The sequence below is a fragment of the Clostridium sp. D46t1_190503_E9 genome (assembly GCF_015555225.1).
Lineage (GTDB): Bacteria > Bacillota > Clostridia > Clostridiales > Clostridiaceae > Clostridium.
Genome location: NZ_JADNKB010000006.1, coordinates 12,162 through 37,568 on the forward strand (window position 1 = coordinate 12,162; position 25,407 = coordinate 37,568).

Genomic DNA, 25,407 nt, shown 5'->3' on the forward strand with positions numbered 1-25,407 from the left:
CGAAAAAAATATTTACAAATAGATATATTAATAATATACTGGTGTATATACACTAGTGTTTAAGGGGGATTTTATATGGAAAGTAGAGAAAAAATTAGAAAAATGGTTTTTGCAGCTGTGTTGACTGCAATTGCAATTATAATTCCAACTCAATTTGGCTTTTTAAAAATAGTAGTAGGACCTTTTACAGCAACTATAGCATCACATGTACCTATGTTTTTAGCAATGTTGATATCACCAGCTGTAGCAATATTTGTTGGAGTAGGATCTGCACTTGGATTTTTTATAACAACTCCATTAGTAGTTGCAGCAAGAGCATCTATGCATATAATAGTTGGATTTGTAGGTGCGTTAATAATAAATAAGGATAGGAACTTTAAGAAAGCAATTGCTATAACAGCACCTATTCATGGTATTTTAGAAGGGCTTATAGTTATACCATTTGGTTTTTCAGTTTATCAATTTATAGTAGTAGTAGCAATAGGTACTATTCTTCATCATTTTGTTGATGGAGCAATATCATATGCATTAGTAAAATCATTAGCTAAAGCAAGAAGAAAAAATATATATGATGTATTTTCAAGTGAAGCTGCTTAAAATACTTAATATTATTACTTATAAAAAGTCTGTTGAAGTATTAACAGACTTTTTATTATGAAAAATTATAATTAATTTAAATTCACATTATTATTAAGTTTATATTTTTTTATTTTATATAAAGTGATATAATTTAAAATTAATGGAAATAGTTACGATATAATTATATAGTTTGGAGGAATTAACATGGAAAGTACATCACTTATTCTAGAAGGTGGAGGAATGAGAGGAGTTTATACTGCAGGTGTGCTAGACTTACTATTAGATAAAGATATAGATATAAAATATTGTATAGGAGTATCAGCTGGAGCTTGCAATTGTGTTTCATATATTTCAAAACAGCATAAAAGAAATTATAGGGTAAATATAAATTACATAAATGATAAGAGATATTTAAGTTTCAGTAATTTAATTAAAACTGGTTCAGCTTTTGGAATGGATATGCTTTTTAATATTATACCAAATGAATTAGAGCCTTTCGATCATAAAGGGTTTGAAAGTTCAGGAGCACAATTTATTGTTGGAGCAACAAATTGTGAAACTGGCAAAGCAGAATTTTATAATATTAAAGATTTTAATGATGGATATGGATATGGGGCATTAAAAGCTTCTATTTCGTTACCATTAGTTGCAAAGATAGTTGATTTTGACAATAAAAAATTAATGGATGGTGGAATAGCTGCACCAATACCAATACAAAAAGCTATAGATGATGGAATAGAAAAGCATATTGTAGTTTTAACTCAACATAAGGGTTATAGAAAGAGTAAAACAAAAATAATGCCTATAATAAAAAGAAAGTATAAAAAACATCAAGGTCTTATTAATGCTATGGAAAATAGATATAAAATATATAATGAAACATTAGATCAATTAGATAGATTAGAAGAAGAGGGAAAGTGTTTTGTTATAAGGCCAAGTAGCCCATTAGATGTTAGTAGATTTGAAAGAGATAAAAATAAATTAGAATCTATTTATAATAAGGGATATGAGGATGCAAAGGCTATATCAGAGGATTTAATAAAATTTATTAATAAATAGTTTTATAAGTAGATAAAAAGGGAAGTGATTTTGGAAAAAAATTACTTCCTTTTTTTTTGTATACTTACTTAATTTAAATACTATCAATTTCTTATATATTTAGTTAAATGTAATATCATTATTGTAACTTATGTAATATAAAATTATTTTGCTATGATATAATTATCATATATTAAGTAAAATATTTTGAGGTGATTTTATGAAGATTTTTCATATGGGTGATTGGCATATAGGAAAGCTTGTCAATGGATTTTATATGACAGAAGATCAAGAATTTATAATAGAGCAAATTTATGAGGCAATTGAAAAAGAAAAACCAGATGTTGTTTTAATTGCAGGTGATTTATATGATAGATCAGTTCCACCGGTTCATGCTGTTGAATTATTAAATAAAACCATGAAAAAAATAGTTAAGGATTTAAATACTAAGGTAATAGCTTTAGCAGGAAATCATGACAGTAATGAAAGAGTGGAATTTGCAAGCTCATTATTAAGTGATAGTGGGTTATACATAGTTGGAAACTTAAAAAGAAAAATAGATAGAATAGTTTTAGAAGATGAATATGGAAAAATCAATTTTTACCCAATACCATATGCAGATGTACCAGTTGTTAGGGATTTATTTGAAGATGAAAATATAAAAACACATGATTTAGCTATGCAAAAAATAATTTCTGAAGCATTAAGTGATTTTAATGAAGATGAAAGAAATATTGCTATAGCTCATGGTTATGTAACTCAAATGAAGGAAGATAACTTTGAAGTTTTAGAAGAGAGTGATTCAGAAAAGCCTCTTTCTATAGGTGGAACTGAATATATTAATTCAAAGCACTTTGAAAAATTTAATTATACAGCTCTTGGACATTTACATGGTCCTCAAAAGGTAGGAAGTGATAGAATAAGATATTCAGGTTCACTTATGAAATATTCATTTTCAGAAGTAAAGCAAAAAAAAGGGATCACCATTGTAGATATAGATGAAAATGGAGATGTAGATATAAAAATTTATGATTTAAAGCCAAGAAGAGATTTTAGAATTAAGACTGGAACATTAGATGAAATCATTAAAGGCTTTGATAATTCATCAGAGAATTATGAGGATTACATAAAAGTAATATTAAAAGATAAAGGTGAGCTTTTAGATCCAATGGCAAAGCTTAGAAGTATATATCCAAATGTTATGGAACTTACCAGAGAAGAAAGAGTTTCAAGAAATAGTAGTAGAAATGTAGCAACTAATATAAAAGAAAAATCTAAAATAACTTTATTTAAAAATTTTTATGAAGATATAATGGATGAAGTTTGTAGCGAAGATGAAATGATAATCATGGAAAAAATAATAGAAGGCGCAGAGAAGGGGGGAGAGTAAGGTGAAGATAAGAAAGCTAATAATAACAGGTTTTGGACCATATGCTGAAAGACAAGAGTTAGATTTTGAAGCAAGTCTTGATGGGAAAAATATGTTTGTTATAACAGGAAATACAGGTGCTGGAAAAACTACAATTTTTGATGCTATAAACTTTGCTTTATATGGAGAAGCAAGTGGTAGTGAAAGAGATGGTAAAAATTTAAGAAGTGACTTTGCTGATAAATCAACTCCAACTGAAGTAGAGCTTTGGTTTTCACTTAGAAATAAAGATTATTATATAAAGAGGTCACCACAATATTTTAGAGCTAAGCAAAGAGGTGATGGATTTACAGAAAGTAAGCCTTCTGCTGAAATAAAAATAGGAGATAAAACAGTATCAGGACCAAAAGAAGTCACTAGATTAGTTGAAGAAATACTAGGAATTACATGCGAACAATTTAAACAACTTGTTATGATTCCACAAGGTGAATTTAAGAAGTTATTAAATTCAGATAGTGACAAGAAAGAAGAAATTTTTAGAAAGATTTTTGGAACTAAGGTTTTTTCAGATATACAACAAAATATAAAATCAGAAGCAAATAATCTTAAAAAGTCTATAGAGCAAATACAAAGAGATAGAGAAAATAGAATTAAGGCATTTTCATGTAAAGAAGATGACGAAGAGTTAAGAAGAAATATAAATGCTAAGGACTTAAATATAGAATTAATACTTTCAAAATTTAAAGATGCTATAGATAAAGATGAAGTAGAAGAAGATATAATAAAGGAAAATCTTAAAGAAATTAATATAGAAATTAATAATATATCAAAAGAATTAGTTTTAGCCAATGATATAAATAAGAAGATAGATAATCTAGAAAAATATAAATGCGATTTAGAGAAATTAAATTTATTAAAGCATGAATATGAAGTCAAAAATGTGAAATTAGAAAGTGGAAAAAAAGCTGTAACAGCTTTAGGATTTGAAGACAAATATAAGGAGAAGAAATTATCCTTATTAAAGGCAGAAGAAAGTTTAAGAAAAAGTATAGAAAATTTAGAGAAATATAAAAAAGAATTTGAAGATGCAGAAAGAAAACTAAAAATAGAAAATGAAAAAGAAGATATAAAAAACAATTTAAGAAAACAGCTTGATGAAATAGAGAAATTAAAAGAAAAGGCATCAAATTATCAAAGCAATAAAGAAAAGCTTGATAAGATAAATAAAGAATCTCAATATATTCTTGAAAGAATAAAGCAAATAGACTTAGATAGGAATAATAAGAACGACTTAATAAAATTATTATCAGAAGAACTAGAAAATATAAATAAGTTAAAAGATGAAAAGAGTAGCTTAGATATAGAAGAAATAAATTATATATCTAAGCAAGAAAAACTTAATAAGCTTTTAGGTGCTTTAGAAAAATGTAAGTTAGAAAGTCAAAGACATGTAAAAGGAACAGCATTTTATGAAAGTGCAGATAAAGAATATAATGAAAAGAAAAATAATTATGAAAAGCTAGAAGATGCCTTTAGAAGAAATCAAGCAGGAATATTAGCTAAAGACTTAATAGAAGGAGAAAATTGCCCAGTTTGTGGGTCTACTCATCATCCAAAGCTTGCAGTTATAGAAGCTGAAAGTATAAATGAAGTAACAGTAAAAGAAGCTAAAGCATTAGCTGACAAGTTTTATGAAAAAAGAGAATCTTATTATAGAGAATTAACTAAGATACAAGCAGAGATAAATTCACTTAAAGAAGAAACGATAAAGCCTGTATTTATAGAAATATTTAATAGTGAAAACTTCAAAGATGATATTGAAGGGGCTATAGAAAAGACCAATTTTGAACTAAAAAATAATTGTAGCAATTTAGATAAAATAACTAATAGGAAAAAAGAAATTGAAAAAGTAGTGTCTTTAGAATCAAGTAAATTAAAGCAAAAGCAAGAAATAGAAAAATATACTGAACAGTTACGAGTTGAGCTAGAAAATAAAAATAAAGAACTATTAGCAAAAGAGGGAGAATTAAAAACACAAGAAGCAAATTTACAAAATATAGTTAGTGAATTTAAAGGAACTATAAGAAGCCTTAAAGAGTTAGAAGAGGAACAATTAAAAGTAAATAGTACTCTTGAAAAGCTAAAAGAGGATTATATAAAAGCAGAAAAAGAATTTAATAATATAAAAACTATTTATGATAAAGAAAATGGTAATAGAAGTTCCTTGGAGAAAGTTACTGAAAATGCAAAGTCAGAGCTTGATGATGCTTTGAATATGTTTAAAGAAAAGGTTCTAGAATTAGGATTTGAAAATTACAATGACTATTCTTCAAGTAGAATGACAGAGGTGGAAATTAATGCATTAGAAAGAGATATAAATAAGTTTAATATGGATATATCTAATGCACAAAAGGTCTATAATTTATCTTTAGAAGAGTGTAAGGACTTAAATAAAGTCGATATAAGAAATATAGAAGAAACGTTAGAAACTAAGAATAATGAAAAGATTAATTTAGAAAAAACTGAAAAGGAAATTTACTTAAGAATAAGCCAAAATAAAAGAATCATTGGAGAATGTATTAATTACAGTAAATTAATAGAGGCAGATGAAGAAAAATATAAGACTGTAGGTAAGCTTGCAAAAGTGATAAACGGAGATAATCCAAGAAAAATAAGTTTTGAAAGATATGTTTTAGCAGCATATTTTGAAGATATAATTGAAGCTGCTAATATTAGATTTGCCCAAATGACTTGCAATAGATTTGAGCTTTTAAGAAAAGAAGAATTAGGAGATAAGAGAAAAGGGCAAGGATTAGATTTAGAAGTGTTTGATAACTATACAGGTAAGTCTAGAGATGTAAAGACTTTATCAGGAGGAGAATCTTTTAAAGCATCATTATCTATGGCATTAGGCCTTGCAGATGTGGTTCAAAGTTATTCAGGTGGAATACAATTAGATACTATGTTTATAGATGAAGGCTTCGGAACCCTAGATCCAGAATCCCTTGATTCAGCCATCGAATGCTTAATAGACCTACAAGACGATGGAAGAATAGTTGGAGTAATTTCCCACGTTCAAGAACTAAAAGATAGAATAGAAACTAAACTAGAAGTAAGCTCAACAAATAAGGGAAGTAAAGCTGTCTTCAAAGTTTAGACATAAGTTAATAAGGTGAGTTAGTTGTTTAATAAAGCACTCTATAAATAGGAATTTGTCATTGAGATTGAAGGAATAATTTAATATAATAATGGCAAGAACTTAAACAAAAGATAAAATGAGAGAAGTGTAAAGGGCGGTATAATGGCAAAAAGATTAAAAGATTTAAATTTAGAAGATGATTTTTTGTTTGCGAAAGTAATGAGTGATAAGGAAATTTGTAAAGAGTTTCTAGAGAAACTTTTAGAGATTAAAATTGAAAAGATAGAAATGCCAGAAAATCAAAAAACTATAGAATTACTTTTAGAAAGTAAAGGTATTAGATTAGATATATATGTAAAAGATGAAAATAATACTGTTTATAATGTAGAAATGCAACGTGGGAAACATAAAAATATTCCCAAAAGATTAAGATATTATCAAGGAAATATTGACTTAGACTTAATAAGTAAAGGTGAGGACTATATAAAACTTTCTAAAAGTTATATTATATTTATTTGTACTTTTGATTTATTTGGAGCAGGTAGGCATAAGTATACTTTTGAAACAGTATGTATTGAAGATAATACTATAAAATTAAAAGATGATACAAATAAGATAATATTAAATACTAAAGGGATTATGAAAGATCTAGATGATGAACTTATTGATTTTTTAGAGTATGTTGAACATTCAGATGATAAAACAGCTGAAAAAACTACAGGAACTTTAGTTAAAAATATTCATAAAAGAGTAATTGAAGTTAAAAATAATCCTAATGTGGAGGTGGAATTTATGACACTTTTAGAGCGTGATAGAGAAAAGTTAGAAGAAGGAAGAGAAGAAGGTTATGAAGAAAAGGCATTTGATGTTGCTAAAGAAATGCTTAAAGACAATGAACCTATTGAAAAAATAATGAAATATACAAAATTAAGTAAAGAAGAAATTCTTAAGATAAAAATTTGATAAGATTATATTATTGGAGACCTAGCGGTTTCCTTTTTTATTTCTAAAAATATAGTATATAATTATTGCATAAATTGGAAGTTAATGAGTAGTTTAAAAAGAGTAAGTTTAAAGGTATGGACGACTTGAAATGTGACATTAGGTCGTGTAAAATCTATATGTGACCATCAAATTAAAGAATTGTATTCGAAATTATACGAAAATCGAAAAGTTAATACATATCATTAAGTTTAATTCTCAGTCTATAAATTTGTTTTTCTATATTTGGTAGGAGATATTGATAAAAACTTCTTAAAGGTTTTAATAAAATATGACACATCGCCAAAGCCAACTTCATAAGCAATTTCTGTTATAGATAAATTGGTATTAAATAAAAGTAATGTTGCTTTTTGAATTCTAAAATAATTAATGTATTGAGTACAAGTTTTTCCAGTTTGAGCTTTGAAGAATCTTAAGAAATGATATTCACTATATTGCGCTATATCTGCTAATTCTTTAATTGATATAGGGTTTTTATAATTGGTTTGAATATATTTAATAACTTCTTTTAATTTTTCAACTTTAATTAAATCACTATAGTTTTCGGAACTTACATTTAGCTTTACATAACCTTCTCTAAAAATAGTAGAAAAAATTAAAAATAAAGATCCTTTAATTTCTAGTTGAAATCCATGAAATTTAGTATTGTAGCTTTCTATTAAGTTATTAAAAGAATTAATTATTTTATCATGTCCAACATTTGAAGATCTTATTATATTTGTAAAAAATAATTTGTTTTTCATTATAGGATTTACAAAGTTAATTTGAGAATAATCTAAAGTACTCCCCTCTATTAAAGATAAATTAAATACAAGAGCTATATAAGATATCTTAGTATTTTCTTTACCTATCATATAATGAATAGCTCCATTAGGAATAATAATGAAATCTCCAGTAGTTACGCTAAATATTTTAAAATCTATACAAATTTCTGCGGAACCATCAAGTATGTATATAAACTCCATTTCATCATGCCAATGTGAATAGAAATCGGCTGAGTTTCTAAATTCTACATTATAGACTTCTAGAGGCAATTGAATATTTCCATGGTTAACTTGTTCTTTAAGTTGTAAATAACTTTTATTATCCATAATATCTCCTTTAAATAAAAAAAATAGCAGAATTGTTATAGCTATAAGCAGTTTTCAACGAGAAAAGTAATTCTAATAACAGTATAATACAAAAAGAAATAAATTTCATTATATTAACATCTTTATGATGGTGGAGGAGATTATGGAGGTTGAAGGAAGATTAAAGAGAGACTTAAAAAGTATAACTTGGCCATTATTTATAGAAAGCGCGCTTTTTTCTTTATTGGGTAGTGTTGATACAATAATGTTAGGAAGATACTCTGATAATGCTGTTGCAGCTGTAGGTGTATCTAATCAAATAATATGGATGCTAAATCTTATGTTTGGAATAATAACAGCTGGTACATCTATTTTAATTGCTCAATATTTAGGAGCAAAAAGTGAGCAAAAAACTATAATTCAGGTTGCAGGAATATCTATTGGTGTAAATACAATTATAGGGGTAATTATAAGTTTATTAATGTTTTTTTGTGGAACTGGAATGATGAAATTATTAAATAGCCCGCCAGAGTTAATAAATTTAGGAAATCAATATTTAAAGATAGTTGGTGGATTTATATTTATTCAAGCAATAACTATGACTTTTACAGCTATATTAAGGGCTCATAGTTTAACAAAGATATGTATGAATGCAACTATTATTATGAACATTGTAAACGTAATACTAAATTATATACTTATATTTGGGAAACTTGGATTTCCTAGTATGGGAGTTGCAGGAGCAGCTTTAGCAACTACTTTAAGTAAAGTTGTGGGATTGATAATTTTAGGGAAATCTACTTATGATTTACTTTTAAATAAGTTTAGGATATCTATGTTTATGCCATTTCCTAAAGCTCATCTTATAAATATACTTAAGATTGGGGTTCCATCAGCTGCTGAGCAAATTTCATATAATTTATCTCAATTAGTTATAACGAGTTTTATAAATCTTATAGGGGTAAGTAGCATGGCTGCAAAAAGTTATGTTGGGACGATAGTTTGCTTTAGTTATATATTTGCATTAGCTGTAGGACAAGGCGGAAGTATATTAATAGGAAATTTAGTAGGAAATAAAGAAGATAACAAAGCTTATAAATTATGTATTTATACAATAAAAAAGGCAGTAATAGTATCAATAGTTATGAGTATTTTGATTGCTATTTCAGGCAAGGGTATTTTAGGATTCTTAACAAATAGCCAAGATATATTATCAATAGCAGTAATAGTATTTATAATAGAAATAGTATTAGAACCTGGAAGATGTATAAATATAGTAGGTATTAATGGATTAAGAGCAACAGGGGATGTTAGATTTCCAGTATACATAGGAATATTTTCAATGTGGACATTTGGAGTTGGACTAGCGTATTTACTTGGAATAAAATTAAATCTTGGTCTTGCAGGAGTATGGATAGCTTTTGCAGTAGATGAATGGTTCAGAGGGATATTAGTATTAATTAGATGGAAAACAGGAAAGTGGAAGGGAAAAGGATTTGTGAACAATTAACAATTGATAATTCATAATTGATAATTAAGGAATAAATTCTTTCGGGGTCAGAAGTAGAAGTTCTTTATTAAGTAAGCTTAGATAAATTAAATTATAAATTTTTTTAATTTTTAATTATTTTGTAACGAGTGTTACCGAATTGAATATAAAATCCTCATATAATGTAAACATAGAAGAAACAAATTAAGATTTAGATTATCAAGGGGGATTTTTTCGATGGAAAATAAGATGTTTTGTTTCCAATGTCAAGAAACAGCAGGATGTACTGGATGTACACAATTTGGAGTTTGTGGTAAATCACCAGATTTAGCAAGAATGCAAGATCTATTAGTATATACAACAAAAGGATTATCAGAAGTTACAACAAGATTAAGAAAAGAAGGAAAAGAAATTTCAGCTGAAATTAATCACTTTATAACATTAAACCTTTTTACAACTATAACTAATGCTAACTTTGACGATGAAATATTCTATGAAAGAGTTAAAAGAGTTTTAGAAATAAAAGAAGAATTATTAAATAAGTTATCAAACAAAGATGGTTTATCAGAAGCTGCATTATGGACAGCGACTACAAGAGAAGAATATGATGCAAAATCAAGAGAAGTTGGTGTATTAGCAACTAAGGATGAAGATATCAGAAGTTTAAGAGAACTTATAACTTATGGATTAAAGGGATTATCAGCTTACATGAAACATGCTAACGAATTAAGTTATGATAATGAAGAAGTAAGTGCATTTATGCAAGAAACTTTAGCTAAATTATTAAATGATAATTTAACAGTAGATGAATTAGTTGCTTTAACTTTAGAAACTGGTAAGGTTGGGGTAGACGGTATGGCTTTACTTGATAGTGCTAATACTGGAACTTATGGACACCCAGAAATGACAAAAGTTAATATAGGTGTTAGAAATAACCCAGCAATATTAGTTTCAGGTCATGATTTAAAAGACTTAGAACAATTATTAAAGCAAACAGAAGGTACAGGAGTAGACGTTTATACTCACTCAGAAATGTTACCAGCTCACTACTATCCAGCATTTAAGAAATATGGTCACTTTGTAGGAAACTATGGAAATGCATGGTGGAAGCAAAAAGAAGAATTTGAAAGCTTCAATGGACCAATACTAATGACAACTAACTGTATAGTACCACCAAAGGATAGCTATAAAGACAGAGTTTTCACAACTGGAGCAGCAGGATTCCCAGGATGTAAGCATATAGATGGTATAGATGGACAAGCTAAAGATTTCTCAGAAATGATTGAACTTGCAAAGGAATGTAAGGCTCCAACAGAAATAGAAAAAGGAGAAATAATTGGAGGATTTGCTCATAATCAAGTAATGCAACTTGCAGATAAAATTGTAGATGCTGTTAAGTCAGGAGCAATTAAGAAGTTCTTCGTAATGGCAGGATGCGATGGAAGAGCTAAGTCAAGAAATTACTACACAGATTTTGCAAAAGCTTTACCAAATGATACTGTTATATTAACAGCAGGTTGTGCAAAATATAAATACAATAAATTAGATTTAGGAGATATCGGTGGAATTCCAAGAGTTTTAGATGCAGGACAATGTAATGATTCATACTCATTAGCATTAATAGCATTAAAACTTAAAGAAGTATTTGAATTACAAGATATTAATGAATTACCAATAGCATTTAATATTGCATGGTATGAACAAAAAGCTGTAATAGTATTATTATCATTATTATATCTTGGAGTTAAGAATATCCACTTAGGACCAACATTACCAGCATTCCTATCACCAAATGTAGCTAAAGTACTTGTTGAAAACTTTGGTATTGGTGGAATCACTAATGTTGAAGATGATTTAAATATGTTCTTAGCATAATAAGAAGATTAAAAACTGATTATTAAAGTGAATTTTATTAATGACATCTAAAAATATTAAGAAGATGATTTCTGTACTTAGCAGAAGTCATCTTTTTTTATTTGGGAAATTATGTTTATTAAAATTTATGATAGTAATTTTTATAAGTAGGAGAAATATATAGTATGTAAAGATGATTTTTACTTAATTTTAAATCTGTAAATATGTATTTTTCATAAATAAAATAATCTAATATTTAAGATCATCAGAAGCAGAGCTTAGTTTAGAAACTAATATTTATTTTTTTGTTGAATGTTCATTAGCTTTACAATAAACTGTAACCTTAAAAGACAACACTAAATATTTTTTACAGATTTCTATTTTTAAGTAGCTTTGTCATTTCTTCGCCTGATTCTTGCATTCCTCTTAAAAACCATTCTTCAATCCATCCATAAATACCATTTGCAATAAAAGCAGTAGTGTAGGCACCAAAGTTTGGATACTCCGCCTTGGGTCCTAAAGCATCCATAATAATATCTTTAAGAAAATAGAAAATGCCTCTATCTCTTAGCAACAAATAAAAATCTTTATATTCTGTAATATAGGCAAATATATCCCCAAGAATATCATCATCGGTATGTTCACTATTTTTGGGGTACTTTTTATTCCATTCATTTAATGTCAAAGACATGTACTCTTTAATGATAGTGTCTTTATCGTCAAAGTTGCGATAAAAAGAAATACGACTGACTTGAGCAGCTGTAGTAATTTCACTTATAGAAATATCCTTCAGCTCTTTTTCTTTCAATAATTTAAGTAAAGCACTGGTAATCTGTTTTTTTACATAGCTAGTTTTTTCAACATTATCCACGATGTTACATTTCTCCCTTCTTTGTACCATTTTTTAAAATCCATTGATTGAGCAAAAGTAAGATGTTACACTTGTTACATGCTGATGTTACACTTGTTACATTGAGATGTCAAGTAGAGTTAGGAGGAAAGTATTATGATATTTACAACAAAACGAGTAGTTATTCTTATTACTGTTATTCTTGTTGCTGCTGTATTAGGTAGATTGGCTGTAAGAGCTATTATGAATCTTATGTTAGGTGGAACAATGTTTGGAGGTAATTTACTATGAAAAATAAAATGAAGAAAGGAAAAGGAATGTTTATATTTATATGCATATTAGCATTTATTATTTCATTTGTTGGCTCAGCTATATTTAAAATAACCTATCAACCTAAGTGGGCTAAAAAATATTCTGTAGATTGGGATAACTCTATAGGTACAATTTATAAAGATATTTCTTACGGTGATAAAGAATCTAATAAATTTGATTTATATGTTCCAAAGGATAATTCAAAAGAAAATTATGGATTGATTGTCTATCTTCATGCAGGAGGTTTTACAACTGGAGATAAAAGTGGCGATGCAGCAATACTTGAATGGTTATGTTCTAAAGGATATGTAACTGCAGGTATAAATTATACACTTCGTACTGATGAAAATGGGGCTAGTGTTTATTCTCAATCTATGGAAATAAAAGAGGCTATGCCAGTTGTTGTAGAAGAAGCCAAAAAACTCGGGTATAATTTAAATGAAATGGTTATAAGTGGTGGCTCAGCAGGTGGAACACTTGCTATGTTATATGCTTATAGGGATGCTGAGGAATCTCCTATACCGGTTAAAATGATGTTTGAGATGGTTGGGCCATCAAGTTTCTTTGCTGAAGATTGGGATGTTTATGGACTAGATAAAAGCAATGAAGCAGCTGCGGGACTATTTGGAGTAATGCTTGGTAGTGAAATAGATAAAGATATTATTGGAACAGATAGACTTCAAGAAATAATTAAACCAATATCAGCTTATGCATGGGTAAATGAAAATTCAGTTCCATCTGTAATTGCTTATGGAAAATACGATAAAATATGTCCATTTAAAACTGCAAGACATCTAGTTAATGCATTAAAAGATAATAATGTAGATTATAAATATTTTGAAGCACAACATTCAGGACATGGACTTCAAAATGATTCTAAGCTATATGAAGAATTTATGGATACAGTTATTAGCTATTTAGATAAATATATGCCAGTAGAAAAATAAAAGTGAGGTAAAAATGCAAAAATTCTTAGAAATTATTGGAATTATATTGTTAATAATAATTGGAGGAGTTTTTATTTTATTAAAAGTAATAGAATACAGAGTGAATCATTACTATAATTATTTAGAAACTGAAAAAGATTTAGAAAAGAAGTATTCCGAGTTTGGAGAGTATGAAGTATCATTTAAATCCTTTGATGCTGATAGTGATGTATTTAAAAAATATGAAATATGGTATCCAACTGATTTAGAGAATAGTAATGAAAAATACCCATTAATTGTTGTTGCAAATGGTACTGGGATAACGGCATCAAAATATAAAGCCTTTTTCAAACATTTGGCATCTTGGGGATTTGTAGTAATTGGAAATGAAGATGAAAATTCAAGAAGTGGTGAATCTTCTTCAAAATCTTTAGACTATGTTTTAAAATTAAATCAAGATAAAAATAGTATTTTCTATAATAAAATAGATACTGATAATATTGGTATTGGTGGACACTCACAAGGTGGAGGTGGAACAATTAATGCTGTAAATAACTGGGGCAATGGTAAATTATATAAAGCAATGTATACAGCAAGTGCAACATCATCATTTTTTGGACAAGAAGGCCATCTTGGTACTGACTGGGCTTATGATGTAACAAAAATAAATATACCTTATTTCTTTATTGCAGGAACAGAATATTTTGATGCAGGAGAAGCAATAAGCATAGAAGAAACAACAGGTCAAGGAATATGCCCATTATATGCGATGAAGGATATTTATAGTAAATTAACTACTGAATATAAAGTTATGGGAAGATTAGTGAATGTAGACCACGGAGCGACATATCAAAAAGCAGATGGATATATGACAGCTTGGTTTATGTATTGGCTAAAAGATGATTTACAAGCTGGTGGTGTATTCTTTGGGGAGGATTCGGAGATACTTACAAACGCTAACTGGCAAGATGTTAAAATAAATAAGTAATACACAACTCTATAAAAAAGTAGAACTCAGTTTTTACCATTCTGCTTCTAAATATTAGTATATTGTAAATTTAAAATGTATAATATCAATATTAGTTTAAAGCAGTGACTTAGCAATAAACAATATTTGTAGTTTTTAGATGTACACTTTATATCATAGCTTTTTATTTTTTTTATGTATAATTTATGATAGTATAATATTAATAAATTACAAAGCAATTTAAATTGATAATGGACAATTGATAGTGGATAATTAAGGAGGTTTTGCACAGCAAAACTTAAATTGGTGCGCAGCACCTTTTATTTAAAAATCCCTGGGGTTTTTTCTTAATTGTCCATTATGCATTATCAATTATCAATTATAAAAATGTTCGCATTTTTATACAAAGGAGAGTTCGTATGATAGATATATTAAAGAATACTTGCTTTTTTAAAGGGATTTCTGAAGATGAAATAGGAGAAATTTTAAAAAGCGAATCATATATAATAAAATCTTATAAAAAGGGTGAAGTAATAGCAAACCAAGGAGAAAAGTGTAATAGTTTATCTGTTGTAATTGAAGGAAAGGCTGTAATACAAACTATATATGAAAATGGAAAAGTATTAACATTATCCTATTTTAATGTAAGTGATGTATTTGCAGAAGCACTATTATTCTCTAAAGAGAAGGAATATCCTGCAACAGTTATGGCTTTTGAAAATTGTAAGGTATTATCTCTTCCTAAAAAAAGTGTTTTAGGAATAATTCAAAAAAATACAAAATTTACAGAAAACATATTAGAACTTTTATCTCAAAAAATAGTTATATTAAATAGAAAAATAAATTTAATAGAATTAGATTCAATAAGAAGGAAGATATGTAAGCTTTTACTTGATAATTATAAAAGAAATAATACATTTTCATTAAAAATATCATCTAAAAAGGATTTAGCTGAAGAACTTGGAATACCAAGGCCATCTCTTTCAAGAGAGCTAATAAATATGAGAGATATGGGGCTTATAGAGTTTACTTTAAAAGAAATAACTATATTAGATCTTGAAGGGCTAGAAGATGAATTTTTTATTTAGTAATAAAAATAAATAGGCAGACCCTATGAAAGAAGTCTGCCTATTATTTGGTATATATAAATTGTAAAGGGATAACTTAAATTAACCCGTGCAACAAATATATTATAATGGAATATTTTAATAAATTAAATAGAATTTAGAGAATTTAGCATAATTGCCAAAAAAGTTTAATAATCTTTGTATAAATTCTATATGAAAAATATTATATAGATAAAATTCTGAAAACTATATGTACCATTGGAAAAATATATGATATAATGGGGTCATAATTATTTAATGTGCTAAGAGAAGTTAGAGTTAAGCATAAAAATAAGATTTAAGTCTTATTTTTGTGCTTTTTTTGTTATCTAAACACAGATTACAGTGATAATTTAAATTATAAAAAATTGGTTAAACTAAATTTAAATAATATTAATGGGGGTATATATATGTATGATGTTGCCATAATAGGAGCTGGTGTTATAGGAGCTTCTATTTTTAGAGAACTAACTAAATTTAATTTAAAAGTTGTAATTTTAGAAAAAGAAAATGATGTAGCCATGGGAACTACAAAAGCAAATTCAGCTATAATTCATTCTGGGTATGATCCGGAGTATGGAACGCTAATGGCAAAATACAATGTAAAGGGTAATGAAATGTTTGAAGACTTATGCAAAGAGCTATCTGTACCCTTTAAAAGAAATGGTTCATTAGTAATAGCTTTTAATGAAGAAGAGTTAGAATTAATAAAAGTTTTATATGAAAATGGTATTAAAAATAAAGTAAAGGGATTAGAACTCTTAAATAAAGAAGAAGTTTTATTAAAAGAGCCTAATTTAAATGATGATATATTAGGTGCATTATATGCTCCAACAGGAGGAATAGTAGGACCATTTGAATATACAATAGCTTTAATTGAAAATGGTATAGAAAATGGGGGAGAAATCAAATTAAGTAGTGAAGTTATAGGAATAGAAAAAGATGATATTTTTAAAATTAACATAAAAGATAAAGAAACAGTAGAAGCAAAATACGTAATAAATGCAGCTGGTGTTTATTGCGATAAGATTCATAACATGATATGTGAAGAGAAATTTGAGATAACTCCAATTAGAGGAGAATATTATGTAATTGATAAGAATGAAGGTAAGATGTTTGAACACACTATATTTCAATGTCCTACAAAGCTTGGAAAAGGTGTACTAGTTACTCCGACTGTTCATGGAAACTTAATAGTAGGACCGAATGCAGAAACTATTGAAGATAAAGATTCAGTAAAAACAACAAGTAAAGGTTTAGAATATATAAAAGAAACTGCTTCAAAGACAACAAATAAAATAAATTTTAGAAATTCAATTAGAAATTTTTCAGGCTTAAGAGCACATTCTGATAATGGAGATTTTATTATAGAAGAAAATGAAGATGTTAAAGGATTTATAGATGTAGCTGGTATGAAGTCACCAGGATTATCTGCTGCTCCAGCAATAGCTATAGATATATTAGATATATTAAAAAATGCAGGACTTAAGATGGATAAAAATGATAAATTTAATCCATATAGAGAGCAAATCAGATTTATGGAACTTTCATTAGAAGAAAGAGCTGAGGTAATAAAAAAGGATAGTAGATATGGAAGAATCATATGTAGATGTGAACAAATAACTGAAGGAGAAATAGTAGACGCTATAAAAAGATCCTTTGGAACTATTTCATTAGATGGAGTAAAGAGAAGATGTAGACCAGGAATGGGAAGATGCCAAGGGGGATTTTGTGGACCACGTGTTCAAGAAATTATATCTAGAGAGCTTAATATACCGTTAGAAAATATAGTTTTAGAAAAAGATGGTTCATATATTTTAACTGGAAAGTCAAGATAGGGGGATAATTATGAGTTATGATTTAATTGTAATAGGTGGAGGTCCTGCAGGTCTTGCAGCTGCATATGAAGCTTATTTAAATGGAGTAAGAAATATCTTAATAATTGAAAGAGATAGAGAGCTTGGAGGGATACTAAACCAATGTATTCATAATGGATTTGGACTTCATACTTTTAAAGAGGAGCTTACAGGTCCAGAGTACGCAGACAAGTTTATAAAGTTAGTTCAAAGTAGTGAAATAGATATTAAACTTGATACAATGGTTCTAGAAATAGAAGAAGATAAAAAAATACATGCAATAAATTCTAATGATGGCTATATGATTTTGGAAACAAAGGCAATTATATTGGCAATGGGATGCAGGGAGAGAACAAGAGGAGCTATAAATATTCCAGGGGATAGACCTTCAGGGGTATATACTGCAGGAGCAGCTCAAAGATATATAAATATGGAAGGATATATGCCGGGCAAAGAAGTGGTAATCTTAGGCTCAGGTGATATAGGACTTATAATGGCTAGAAGAATGACATTAGAAGGTGCTAAGGTAAAAGCAGTTGTAGAGCTTATGCCATATTCAAATGGACTTAATAGAAATATAGTTCAATGCTTAGAAGATTATAATATACCATTATATTTATCACATACAGTTGTAGATATAATTGGAGATAAAAGACTAGAAAAAGTTATAATTTCAAAGGTTGATGAAAATAAGAGACCTATAAAAGGAACAGAGATAGAATTTGAATGTGATACGTTACTGTTATCGGTTGGATTAATTCCAGAAAATGAATTATCAGATAAGGTAGGAATAGAATTAGATAGAAGAACTAATGGACTTGTTGTAACAGAAAGCATGGAAACTAATGTTGATGGAGTTTTTGCTTGTGGAAATGTAGTTCATGTACATGATTTAGTGGATTTTGTTACTGAAGAGGCTAAACATGCTGGAAAATCAGCTGCAAAGTATTTGAAAAACATATTAAAGAAGGAAAATTATATAAATATAAAAAATGGTAATGCTATAAATTATACTGTTCCTCAAAAGATTTGTATAGAAGATATAGATGAAAAATTGACTGTATTTATGAGAGTAAATAATGTCTATAAGGATAAAGTGCTTGTTGTTAAATCTGGAAATAAAGAAGTTACAAGGCTAAAGAAAAGGCATTTAGCACCATCAGAAATGGAGAGAGTAGTCTTAAGTAAGAAGCTATTAAGCAATATAGAAGAAGATTTAATTATTTCTTTAGAGGATGGTGAATAAAATGGAAAAGAATTTGATTTGTATATGTTGTCCTATGGGATGTCATTTAAAGGTCAATGTTGAAGAAAACAAAGTAAGTGGAAATGGATGCAAGAGAGGTATTGATTATGGGATTAGTGAAATAACAAATCCTGTTAGAGTAATAACTACAACTGTTAAGATAAAAGATGGTGAACTTCCAGTGCTTCCAGTAAAAACAAAGGGAGCTATTCCAAAAGAGCTTAACTTTAAATGTATGGAAGAACTAAAAAAACTTGAAGTAGTTGCACCTGTTTCTGTAGGTGAAGTAATTCTTAAAGATATATTAGGAACAGGAATTGATATTGTAAGTTGTAGAGATATAAAAAGCATTAAAGCTTAAATAATATTAAATTTAAAATAGAAGTATAAAGGAAGAAAAATGATTAAAGATGACTGGCTATTAATAGCCAGTCATCTTATTTAACATAAATATATGTACAAATTAAAATTTATCTGCCAATTTTATAATAGTTAATTACATATTAGTAATTAATGAAGTAGCTCGATTATTTTCATTTTCATTAAAGCTAATTGAATAGCTTCAAGTATTTCCTTTTTACTTATATTTTTTTCACTACCATAATGAGGCTGTAATCTTTGAATTAATACATCACTAGCACTATTTATAGCATCTAGTTCAATATTTTTTAGGTTACTACTATCGTATTTCAATACTGATTCAAGATTATCTAAAGAATTATAAAGTGCACTACCGTTCACGCCATTTCCTGAAAGTAATATTTCACCACTCTCTAACACATTTTGTAATGCATAGACATTAATAATTAGGTCTTCTACATTGCGGTTAAAATCTTCTTCTGTTGGGGAAGCTTCCGTAATTGCATAAATAGAGTTTTGTGTATTAATAGCTAACCATAGAACTCTATCAGCATAGGTATTTAATTTATTATTGTTTAACTGAAAGTATTTATAAAGAGAAAATGAAAAAAGGATTAATACCGTAGCACATATACTTATTATTATTTTTTTTCTCATGGAAAGCTCCTCCTAAAAAACTAGGTATTAGTAAATATAACTTCAATATTAATTTTTCCTAAGGGTATAACGAAACCTTATATCCTTTTAAGTCATTGATTTTACTTACTTAAAATTGATTTTGAATAGAATTTTATACGCAACATCTATAAATCTTTGCAATACATGACTTCAACAGCATCACAAAATTTTTGTGATTTATCTGTTAGAACAAATCCATGATTTTCATAAAATTTACGTGCTCTAATATTTTCTTTAAATACCCATAGCATAACTTTGCTAAATCCAGCATTTTTTATATCTCTTAAAATATAATCCATCATTACTGTTCCGTATCCTTTTCCCCAATTATCACATAAACTATGAATACAAATAATCTCTGAATATCCCTTCATTTCTTCATCCCTTGCTTTATCCCAATATGCAATACAATGAGGATTTTCATTAATGGACAATATGAATCCATTTCCAATATTTTTGCTAAGTAACATATTATATAACTCTATAGCTTCATTAATGTTAGTATATTTATCTAAATTTTCTTTAGACAAAATTTTGTTAAATGCATTTTTCCATGATTCTGTTTGAATGTAAGCCAATGTATTAGCATCACCAGCTTTTACTCTTCGTATATTAATAACGCTCATCATACTTACCATCCTTTTAATTTTATATTTTTATTATACATTAAATATGGTTATAATTACATGAAAATAAAAATATTAACATTATATCTTTAAATTCCTTCACAATAGTATGATAAATCAACACTTAATTAATACAGAGCCTAATTTTTTATTTGAAAAGAATAAAGTTTGCTAGAACCACGAATGATGGAAGTTAAAAATTGACAAACTTACGGACTAGAGATAAAATTATAATAACTTTTCAGATTATTTAGAAAAATACAATAAAAATAGGAGTTGAATATTTATGAAAGCAATTTTAACAGTAATAGGAAAAGATAAAGTAGGAATAGTTGCAGGCGTTAGTAACGAATTATTAAGATTAAACATAAACATCTTAGATGTTAATCAAACTATAATGGACAAATACTTTACAATGATAATGATGTTAGATTTAAAAGAATCTAATTCTACCTTTGATGATATTAAAAGTGCATTAGTAACAAAAGGCGAAGAACTTGGAGTAGAGGTTAAAATCCAAAGAGAAGAAATATTTAATTCAATGCACACTTTATAATTGGAGGTTAAATATGAATAGTAATAATATATTAGAAACCATAAAGATGATAGAAGAAGAAAAACTTGATATAAGAACTATAACTATGGGTATTTCATTATTGGATTGTATAGATTCAGATGGAGATAAGGCAAGAGAAAAGATATATAATAAAATAGTTAGCAGTGCTAAGGACTTAGTAAAAGTAGGAAAAGAAATTGAAAATGAATTTGGGGTTCCAATAGTAAATAAAAGAGTAGCTGTAACTCCTATATCAATAATTGCTGGAGCTACAGATGAAACAGATTATGTTAAGTTTGCACAAACTTTAGATAAAGCAGCAGAAACTCTAGGTATAGATTTTATAGGTGGTTTTTCAGCTTTAGTACAAAAGGGATATACTAAAGGAGATAAAATACTAATAAATTCAATACCAGAAGCATTAGCTAAAACTAGCAAAGTATGTTCATCTGTAAATGTAGGTTCAACTAGAGCTGGAATAAATATGGATGCAGTTAGAGAAATGGGAGAAGTAATTAAAAAAACTGCTGAATATACAAAGGATACAAAGGGATTTGGTTGTGCTAAACTAGTTGTGTTTTGTAATGCAGTTGAAGATAATCCTTTTATGGCAGGAGCCTTCCATGGAGTTGGAGAAGCTGATAAAGTTATAAGCGTTGGAGTTAGTGGACCTGGTGTTGTGCAAAGGGCATTAGAAAAAGTAAAAGGAGAATCTTTTGATGTAGTTGCAGAAACTATAAAGAAAACTGCATTTAAGATTACAAGAATGGGACAATTAGTTGCAAAAGAAGCCTCAGAAAGATTAGGTGTTCCATTTGGAATAGTAGATTTATCATTAGCTCCAACTCCAGCAGTAGGAGATTCTGTTGCACATATATTAGAAGAAATGGGACTTGAAGTAGTTGGAACTCATGGTACAACAGCAGCTCTTGCATTATTAAATGATGCTGTTAAAAAAGGTGGAGTTATGGCATGTAGTCATGTAGGAGGATTAAGTGGAGCATTTATACCAGTTTCAGAAGATGCAGGAATGATTGATGCTGTATTAAATGGTTCATTAAATTTAGAAAAACTAGAAGCTATGACTGCTATATGTTCAGTTGGATTAGATATGATTGCAGTTCCAGGAGATACCCCAGCAGAAACAATAGCAGCTATGATTGCAGATGAATCAGCAATAGGAATGATTAATAATAAAACTACAGCAGTAAGAGTTATACCAGCTCCTGGCTGTAAGGTAGGAGACTTAGTTGAGTTTGGAGGATTACTTGGAACAGCTCCAGTAATGCCTGTAAATAAATATTCATCTTCATTATTTATACAAAGAGGCGGAAGAATACCAGCACCAATCCATTCATTTAAGAATTAGTCATAAATTGTGAATATAAAGGCTACGATAACTAGATATGTTCCATAAGCTAATAGCTTACGCAAAGAAGTACTAGGCTCATTAATGATATCCATTAAATTGGAGATATTATATAAAAATCGGAAAGTTAATACATATCATTAAGTTTAATTCGCAATTTATAAATATCGTGTATAATATAATAGAGTAATCACAAGAGAGAAGGCAAAATAAAGTGCTTTCTCTTTTGTTATTTTAGGGGGAGAAATTATGAGATGTGTTGTAATACATGGAAGTCCAAGAAGGGGTAATACTTGGGATGTATTAAATATTGCAAAAGAGGAAATGAAAAAACATGGTGAAATTGAATTTGTAGATATTGAATTACGTAAAGAAAGCATACCTTATTGTAATGGATGTTTTTTATGCATTTATAAAGGTGAAGATAAATGCCCACACAATGAAAAGATAAGTTATATAGTTAATGAAATTGAAAATTCAGATGCTATTATAATCACTTCACCTGTTTATTCAATGCAAGTTAGTGGGCTTTTAAAAATATTTATAGACCATATGTCATATAATTTTCATAGGCCAAAATTTTTTACAAAAAAGGCATTAGTAATTACTACTACTGCAGGGGCAGGTCATACATCTTCAGCAAAGTATATTAGGGATGTCTTATATTATTGGGGATTTAATTTTGTGGAAATGATACCAATAGCATATAGAGCAACAGAATTAAATGATAAAAATGTGGAAAAAATAAAATGTATATCTAGTAAGTTTAGTGAAGATTTGATATCTAGAAAAATACACAAACCAAAAGTAAAATCTATATTTATGTATAATTTATGGAGAAAATCAGGAGAAACACCTTTTAAAGAAGGAGATGCAGATTATATATATTGGAAGAATTCAGGGCTTGCAAAATTTGTTTATCATCCTGATATTAAAATTGGAGTTTTAAAAAGAGCAATAGGGAATGCTACTTATAAATTAATGGGCGGCAAAGTAGAAAGTTAGTGTGATTATAAGATTAGACTTGGGGGATTAATAATGGACTTAATAAACTCTATATATTTAGAATGTAGTGACCAATGGTGGAAATCAGATAGAAATTTCAAATTGGATATGAAAAAATATACTAATATAGAAAAGAAAAATAAAGAAAAGAACTTAGATAATTATATAGATTTAATAATTAAAAAAATAAGTGAATTTCCAAGTGAAGATAGTAAGAAGAAAGAGTGGCAAAAGGATTTTAATAAAATTATAGACGATTTTATAGAAAGTGAAGAAGAAACTTTTAAGCTCGGAATAATTAATAAAAATCTTAAGAATGACTTTTTTAATAGCACTAAAAGGTTTATAAAAGAAGCAAAACAATTTGATGATAATTTAAGTTATAGTGATATAGGGCAAGCTATGAGAAATGTCTGGATTATAAATATTCTTCAAGCAGCATTTGGAGAAAAAGTACAGTTGTCTAAGGCTATATTTGGATATAGTATGTTATATCCATATACAGATAATTATTTAGATAATACAAAGATAAATGATGCAGATAAGAAAATATTTAATAATAAATTGAAAAAGAGATTAAATGGAGAGAACATTGAGGGGAATGATTCGCATGAAGAAGATGTTTATAAATTAGTTAGTTATATCGAAGAAGACTTTAAAAGAAATGATTATAGTGAGTTATATAAATCTTTACTTTCCATTCATAAAGGTCAAATAAGAAGTTTAAAACAACAAGATATCGTTACTATTCCTTATGAAGAGGATATTTTAGGAATATCTATTGAAAAAGGTGGATCATCAGTACTAGTAGATGGATTTTTAACAAAGGGAAAGCTGAATAAAGATGAAATATCTTTTTGTATTTTTTATGGTTTCTTGCTTCAACTGGCAGATGATTTACAAGATATTAAATCTGATATAAATAATAATCATATAACTATAATGTCACAATTAGCTCCTAAATATAATTTAGATAAAATAGTAAACAAATTAATAAATTTTACAACTTTATTTTTGGAAAAAGACAGTTGTTTTAAAGGGAAAAATATACCTGAATTAAAAGAACTTATAAAAACAAATTGCATAATGCTTATATTGTTTTCAGTAGTATTAAGTAAGGAGTTTTTTCAAGTGAATATATAAAAATAATAAATGAATATCTGCCCTTTTCTATAAAATATATTGAAAATATAAATTTTAAGATTAGAAAAAAAATTAGAAAAATAGAGTTTGAAGATGCAGTTAATTATATATTGGAAAATTAATAAAAATAACGGAGCTGTAACATAATTAAAAATGTAAAATGTAAAATTAAGGTGGTATTTCATACTGAGGTTTTGATTGAGTATAATAAATAGATAACTAATTCATAGTAATTGTTATCTATATAATGCAAAGGGGTATGTAAATGAAAAATTTTATTAAAATAATTTTACTTATGGGTATATCATTACTTTTGCTAATAGGATGTAATTCTAAAGAACAAGAAAAAACTATAGATAATTTCATTAACAAGTTACTATCTGTAAAGACATATGAAGGTATTACATTTGGGGAGGATTTGGATAAATACGCAGAGGAGTCAAAAGCAAATTTTGGGGAATACTTTACAGAAAACGGATTTGACACTTTAATGACTAATAGAATTCTTCATTTTTATTATACTGTTATAAATGAGAATAATGTAAAGGATATAACAGATATTAAAATAGTAAAAACTAAAGAATCAGAAAATGATACTTATACAAATTATGAATTTATACATTATGAATATGAAGTGTCTTATAAATTAAAAACAGATGATAAGTCAATAGATATGACAGATTATATGGTTTTTAAAGTGATGAAAGATAATACTTCTATTATTGATGAGGTGTCTATATTAAAAGAAAAAAGTAGCATTTTCACTGAATATTTAAGTGATTAAAATTACCGAGTAAGTTAATTTTAACATTATAAATAGAATAATATTTATAAATTATATATTAAGGTAGTTCAAAATGAACTACC

At 27.8% G+C, this 25,407-nt stretch carries 23 protein-coding genes; 19 read left to right on the top strand and 4 right to left on the bottom strand.

All coding sequences use genetic code 11. The features are described from left to right. Positions 1 to 75: 75 nt before the first annotated feature. From I2E83_RS08215 to I2E83_RS08235, 5 genes are all read left to right on the top strand, one after another. Positions 76 to 597, top strand: a complete 522-nt coding sequence (locus I2E83_RS08215; RefSeq protein WP_195263216.1) for an ECF transporter S component — start codon at positions 76 to 78, stop codon at positions 595 to 597. A 186-nt stretch (positions 598 to 783) separates the two neighbouring features. After that, the gene (locus tag I2E83_RS08220) at positions 784 to 1,638 is read left to right on the top strand and encodes a patatin family protein (protein ID WP_195263217.1); all 855 of its coding nucleotides are present in this window, start codon (positions 784 to 786) and stop codon (positions 1,636 to 1,638) included. A gap of 199 nt (positions 1,639 to 1,837) precedes the next feature. Continuing rightward, a complete protein-coding gene (locus tag I2E83_RS08225; RefSeq protein ID WP_195429380.1) occupies positions 1,838 to 3,007 on the top strand; it encodes an exonuclease SbcCD subunit D in 1,170 nt (389 codons plus the stop codon). 1 nt (position 3,008) lies between these two features. Further along, complete coding sequence (locus I2E83_RS18235) at positions 3,009 to 6,143, top strand: AAA family ATPase (protein ID WP_195429381.1); 3,135 nt, start codon at positions 3,009 to 3,011, stop codon at positions 6,141 to 6,143. Positions 6,144 to 6,287: 144 nt separating this feature from the next. Further along, the gene (locus I2E83_RS08235) at positions 6,288 to 7,088 is read left to right on the top strand and encodes an Rpn family recombination-promoting nuclease/putative transposase (protein ID WP_195263220.1); all 801 of its coding nucleotides are present in this window, start codon (positions 6,288 to 6,290) and stop codon (positions 7,086 to 7,088) included. 242 nt (positions 7,089 to 7,330) lie between these two features. On the opposite strand, the gene I2E83_RS08240 is transcribed toward I2E83_RS08235, so the two are convergent. Next, positions 7,331 to 8,218 (bottom strand): AraC family transcriptional regulator, encoded by an 888-nt coding sequence (locus tag I2E83_RS08240; protein ID WP_195429382.1) that lies wholly within the window; start codon positions 8,216 to 8,218, stop codon positions 7,331 to 7,333. 142 nt (positions 8,219 to 8,360) lie between these two features. On the opposite strand from I2E83_RS08240, the gene I2E83_RS08245 reads away from it, so the two are divergent. Beyond that, positions 8,361 to 9,707 carry an MATE family efflux transporter gene (locus I2E83_RS08245; RefSeq protein WP_195429383.1) on the top strand — a complete coding sequence of 449 codons (1,347 nt, stop codon included), beginning with the start codon at positions 8,361 to 8,363 and terminating at the stop codon, positions 9,705 to 9,707. A 216-nt stretch (positions 9,708 to 9,923) separates the two neighbouring features. Then, the gene (gene hcp, locus I2E83_RS08250; RefSeq protein ID WP_195429384.1) at positions 9,924 to 11,561 is read left to right on the top strand and encodes a hydroxylamine reductase; all 1,638 of its coding nucleotides are present in this window, start codon (positions 9,924 to 9,926) and stop codon (positions 11,559 to 11,561) included. Between the two features lie 346 nt (positions 11,562 to 11,907). Here the strand turns inward: hcp and I2E83_RS08255 are convergent, their stop codons facing one another. Continuing rightward, complete coding sequence (locus I2E83_RS08255) at positions 11,908 to 12,411, bottom strand: TetR/AcrR family transcriptional regulator (protein WP_207738495.1); 504 nt, start codon at positions 12,409 to 12,411, stop codon at positions 11,908 to 11,910. Between the two features lie 135 nt (positions 12,412 to 12,546). On the opposite strand from I2E83_RS08255, the gene I2E83_RS18165 reads away from it, so the two are divergent. From I2E83_RS18165 to I2E83_RS08285, 7 genes are all read left to right on the top strand, one after another. Further along, positions 12,547 to 12,681, top strand: coding sequence for a hypothetical protein (locus I2E83_RS18165; RefSeq protein WP_279325024.1), 135 nt, complete (start codon positions 12,547 to 12,549; stop codon positions 12,679 to 12,681). After that, the gene (locus I2E83_RS08260) at positions 12,678 to 13,649 is read left to right on the top strand and encodes an alpha/beta hydrolase (protein WP_195429387.1); all 972 of its coding nucleotides are present in this window, start codon (positions 12,678 to 12,680) and stop codon (positions 13,647 to 13,649) included. Before I2E83_RS18165 ends, I2E83_RS08260 begins: the two co-directional genes overlap by 4 nt. A gap of 13 nt (positions 13,650 to 13,662) precedes the next feature. Beyond that, positions 13,663 to 14,616, top strand: a complete 954-nt coding sequence (locus I2E83_RS08265; protein WP_195429389.1) for an alpha/beta hydrolase — start codon at positions 13,663 to 13,665, stop codon at positions 14,614 to 14,616. A gap of 398 nt (positions 14,617 to 15,014) precedes the next feature. After that, positions 15,015 to 15,683 carry a Crp/Fnr family transcriptional regulator gene (locus tag I2E83_RS08270; RefSeq protein WP_195263231.1) on the top strand — a complete coding sequence of 223 codons (669 nt, stop codon included), beginning with the start codon at positions 15,015 to 15,017 and terminating at the stop codon, positions 15,681 to 15,683. A gap of 428 nt (positions 15,684 to 16,111) precedes the next feature. Continuing rightward, positions 16,112 to 17,539, top strand: a complete 1,428-nt coding sequence (locus tag I2E83_RS08275; RefSeq protein ID WP_195429390.1) for an NAD(P)/FAD-dependent oxidoreductase — start codon at positions 16,112 to 16,114, stop codon at positions 17,537 to 17,539. A gap of 10 nt (positions 17,540 to 17,549) precedes the next feature. After that, the gene (locus tag I2E83_RS08280; RefSeq protein ID WP_195429392.1) at positions 17,550 to 18,803 is read left to right on the top strand and encodes an FAD-dependent oxidoreductase; all 1,254 of its coding nucleotides are present in this window, start codon (positions 17,550 to 17,552) and stop codon (positions 18,801 to 18,803) included. A 1-nt stretch (position 18,804) separates the two neighbouring features. Next, a complete protein-coding gene (locus tag I2E83_RS08285; RefSeq protein ID WP_195429394.1) occupies positions 18,805 to 19,164 on the top strand; it encodes a DUF1667 domain-containing protein in 360 nt (119 codons plus the stop codon). A 149-nt stretch (positions 19,165 to 19,313) separates the two neighbouring features. Here the strand turns inward: I2E83_RS08285 and I2E83_RS08290 are convergent, their stop codons facing one another. Beyond that, on the bottom strand, positions 19,314 to 19,820 hold the full coding sequence (locus I2E83_RS08290; protein WP_195429396.1) for a hypothetical protein: 507 nt from the start codon (positions 19,818 to 19,820) through the stop codon (positions 19,314 to 19,316). 146 nt (positions 19,821 to 19,966) lie between these two features. Beyond that, positions 19,967 to 20,470: a GNAT family N-acetyltransferase gene (locus I2E83_RS08295; protein ID WP_243249612.1), complete on the bottom strand. Its 504-nt coding sequence runs from the start codon at positions 20,468 to 20,470 to the stop codon at positions 19,967 to 19,969. A 283-nt stretch (positions 20,471 to 20,753) separates the two neighbouring features. Between I2E83_RS08295 and I2E83_RS08300 the strand changes: the two genes are divergently transcribed. From I2E83_RS08300 to I2E83_RS08320, 5 genes are all read left to right on the top strand, one after another. Then, positions 20,754 to 21,023 carry an ACT domain-containing protein gene (locus I2E83_RS08300; RefSeq protein ID WP_195263236.1) on the top strand — a complete coding sequence of 90 codons (270 nt, stop codon included), beginning with the start codon at positions 20,754 to 20,756 and terminating at the stop codon, positions 21,021 to 21,023. 13 nt (positions 21,024 to 21,036) lie between these two features. Continuing rightward, entirely contained in the window at positions 21,037 to 22,392 is a 1,356-nt protein-coding gene (locus I2E83_RS08305; RefSeq protein WP_195263237.1) for a PFL family protein, read from the top strand. Positions 22,393 to 22,641: 249 nt separating this feature from the next. Then, a complete protein-coding gene (locus I2E83_RS08310) occupies positions 22,642 to 23,397 on the top strand; it encodes an NAD(P)H-dependent oxidoreductase (protein ID WP_195263238.1) in 756 nt (251 codons plus the stop codon). Between the two features lie 33 nt (positions 23,398 to 23,430). Then, on the top strand, positions 23,431 to 24,540 hold the full coding sequence (locus I2E83_RS08315; protein ID WP_195429398.1) for a hypothetical protein: 1,110 nt from the start codon (positions 23,431 to 23,433) through the stop codon (positions 24,538 to 24,540). A gap of 265 nt (positions 24,541 to 24,805) precedes the next feature. Next, entirely contained in the window at positions 24,806 to 25,324 is a 519-nt protein-coding gene (locus tag I2E83_RS08320; protein ID WP_195263240.1) for a hypothetical protein, read from the top strand. Positions 25,325 to 25,407: the final 83 nt, after the last annotated feature.

Excerpts from the sequence above, each read along its gene's own strand:
- I2E83_RS08280 (WP_195429392.1), top strand. The coding sequence starts at position 17,550 with ATGAGTTATGATTTAATTGTAATAGGTGGAGGTCCTGCAGGTCTTGCA.
- I2E83_RS18165 (WP_279325024.1), top strand. The coding sequence starts at position 12,547 with ATGATATTTACAACAAAACGAGTAGTTATTCTTATTACTGTTATTCTT.
- I2E83_RS08275 (WP_195429390.1), top strand. The coding sequence starts at position 16,112 with ATGTATGATGTTGCCATAATAGGAGCTGGTGTTATAGGAGCTTCTATT.
- I2E83_RS08240 (WP_195429382.1), bottom strand. The coding sequence starts at position 8,218 with ATGGATAATAAAAGTTATTTACAACTTAAAGAACAAGTTAACCATGGA.
- hcp (WP_195429384.1), top strand. The coding sequence starts at position 9,924 with ATGGAAAATAAGATGTTTTGTTTCCAATGTCAAGAAACAGCAGGATGT.
- I2E83_RS08320 (WP_195263240.1), top strand. The coding sequence starts at position 24,806 with ATGAAAAATTTTATTAAAATAATTTTACTTATGGGTATATCATTACTT.
- I2E83_RS08315 (WP_195429398.1), top strand. The coding sequence starts at position 23,431 with ATGGACTTAATAAACTCTATATATTTAGAATGTAGTGACCAATGGTGG.
- I2E83_RS08285 (WP_195429394.1), top strand. The coding sequence starts at position 18,805 with ATGGAAAAGAATTTGATTTGTATATGTTGTCCTATGGGATGTCATTTA.
- I2E83_RS08295 (WP_243249612.1), bottom strand. The coding sequence starts at position 20,470 with ATGATGAGCGTTATTAATATACGAAGAGTAAAAGCTGGTGATGCTAAT.
- I2E83_RS08215 (WP_195263216.1), top strand. The coding sequence starts at position 76 with ATGGAAAGTAGAGAAAAAATTAGAAAAATGGTTTTTGCAGCTGTGTTG.
- I2E83_RS08300 (WP_195263236.1), top strand. The coding sequence starts at position 20,754 with ATGAAAGCAATTTTAACAGTAATAGGAAAAGATAAAGTAGGAATAGTT.
- I2E83_RS08290 (WP_195429396.1), bottom strand. The coding sequence starts at position 19,820 with ATGAGAAAAAAAATAATAATAAGTATATGTGCTACGGTATTAATCCTT.
- I2E83_RS08220 (WP_195263217.1), top strand. The coding sequence starts at position 784 with ATGGAAAGTACATCACTTATTCTAGAAGGTGGAGGAATGAGAGGAGTT.
- I2E83_RS08310 (WP_195263238.1), top strand. The coding sequence starts at position 22,642 with ATGAGATGTGTTGTAATACATGGAAGTCCAAGAAGGGGTAATACTTGG.
- I2E83_RS08260 (WP_195429387.1), top strand. The coding sequence starts at position 12,678 with ATGAAAAATAAAATGAAGAAAGGAAAAGGAATGTTTATATTTATATGC.
- I2E83_RS08265 (WP_195429389.1), top strand. The coding sequence starts at position 13,663 with ATGCAAAAATTCTTAGAAATTATTGGAATTATATTGTTAATAATAATT.
- I2E83_RS08270 (WP_195263231.1), top strand. The coding sequence starts at position 15,015 with ATGATAGATATATTAAAGAATACTTGCTTTTTTAAAGGGATTTCTGAA.
- I2E83_RS08235 (WP_195263220.1), top strand. The coding sequence starts at position 6,288 with ATGGCAAAAAGATTAAAAGATTTAAATTTAGAAGATGATTTTTTGTTT.
- I2E83_RS08225 (WP_195429380.1), top strand. The coding sequence starts at position 1,838 with ATGAAGATTTTTCATATGGGTGATTGGCATATAGGAAAGCTTGTCAAT.
- I2E83_RS08305 (WP_195263237.1), top strand. The coding sequence starts at position 21,037 with ATGAATAGTAATAATATATTAGAAACCATAAAGATGATAGAAGAAGAA.
- I2E83_RS08245 (WP_195429383.1), top strand. The coding sequence starts at position 8,361 with ATGGAGGTTGAAGGAAGATTAAAGAGAGACTTAAAAAGTATAACTTGG.